Source organism: Peribacillus sp. P4_C12 (assembly GCF_056402095.1).
In genome coordinates, this window is the sequence record NZ_JBFUIB010000750.1 from 1 (window position 1) to 1,479 (window position 1,479).

At 39.7% G+C, this 1,479-nt stretch carries 2 protein-coding genes; both read right to left on the bottom strand.

Annotation, left to right across the window (positions count from 1 at the left end):
* On the bottom strand, positions 1–627 hold a 627-nt coding region (locus AC1DUW_RS28625; protein ID WP_477644158.1), incomplete at its 3' end, for a TerC family protein.
* Positions 628–902: 275 nt separating this feature from the next.
* Positions 903–1,479: aldehyde dehydrogenase family protein (locus tag AC1DUW_RS28630; RefSeq protein ID WP_477644159.1), on the bottom strand; the 577-nt coding region annotated here is incomplete at its 5' end.

Consider the following 1,479-nt stretch of genomic DNA (forward strand, 5'->3'; position numbering starts at 1 on the left):
GTGTGCAAGTGTGTATACCGCTAACTTTACCCCAACCCAACCTACAATTAAAAATGCTCCAGTTTCAAGTGAAGGACGCTGATGAAGCAATTTCACAAATCCATTAGCTGCAAATCGCATAATAATCAACCCGATCATACCACCGAGGAACATAACAGCGAATTGCCCCCCATCAATTCCGCCAACTTTCATCCAACCTGTTGCAGGAAGTGTAACAGCCAGTGCAACAGCAGCCAACATGGAATCAATCGCAAAAGCAATATCAGCAGCCTCTACCTTTACCACTGTCATCCAGAAGCCAGATTGTTTCTTAGGTTTAGTGACTTCCTTCTCACCTTTCCCAGCGTATTTTTTGTAAATATGCTGAAAAGCAATGAAAAGTAAGTAAATGGCACCGATTGCTTGAACTTGCCACACGTCGACAAGAAAGGAAATAAGGAATAAACTTGCGAAGCGGAAAACAAAAGCTCCCATCAGACCGTAAAACAAGGCTTTTCGTTGTTGGTCTTTTGGTAAATGTTTAACCATAACAGCCATAACGACTGCATTATCTGCAGCGAGTATTCCTTCTAATCCAACCAAGATAAGAAGGACCCAACCATATTCCAATAATATTGATGCTTCCATGCATTCAACCTCCAATAGTTTGTATTTCCCTCGCTATCGGCATTGGCAAAATAAAAAGACCTCTGCCGTATAGGCAAAGGTCTTGCTGAACATGAAAACATGTCAACAAAGCCGATGAATGTCTCCACTCACGTAATGACGACTTTGTTTTAGGGCGAACCCTAACGCTACTCCCCTTTGTAAAAGGAAAATCAGYTATTAAGTATATTAATAGTATACGTGCTAATGGTGAAAATTACAATCTTTTTTTCTATAAGATGAAAATTCTAGAATTTCTATTTTCGTTTTTCCTTGGATATCTTAATTAATTGTAAATATTCTTTGCCAAATTGAATCCAGTTGGTTTTTTCAGAAAAGTAGTGTTGGAACAGTGATAAAAACTTCGTATACTTCCCTTCATATGGATACCATTGAATTTCCGAATTCTTTTTTCCATTGTCTTTCATGATGGCTTTTTCATGACAAAAAATCCGCATTCCTTGTTCGCCATGATAACGGCCGATACCACTTTGCTTGGTACCACCAAAGGGTAAGTAATGATTAGCAACAGTAATCAGCACATCATTGATCGTTACCGCTCCTGTCACTAACTGGGATGCTATCCGATTTGCTTTTACCGTATCCTTTGTCCAAACGCTCGAATTAAGTCCGTACTCAGTATCATTTGCTAGCCGGACGACTTCTTCCTCCGTATCGAATGGTACAACTGGCAGAACTGGACCGAACGTTTCTTCTTTCATAATTTTCATTGAATGATTGACATTGGACAATATCGTCGGTGGAATAAAATAGGTCTGACCCGTTTTCCAATCATTCGGTGAGGTTCCAGATTCAAGTATGGCACCCTTATTA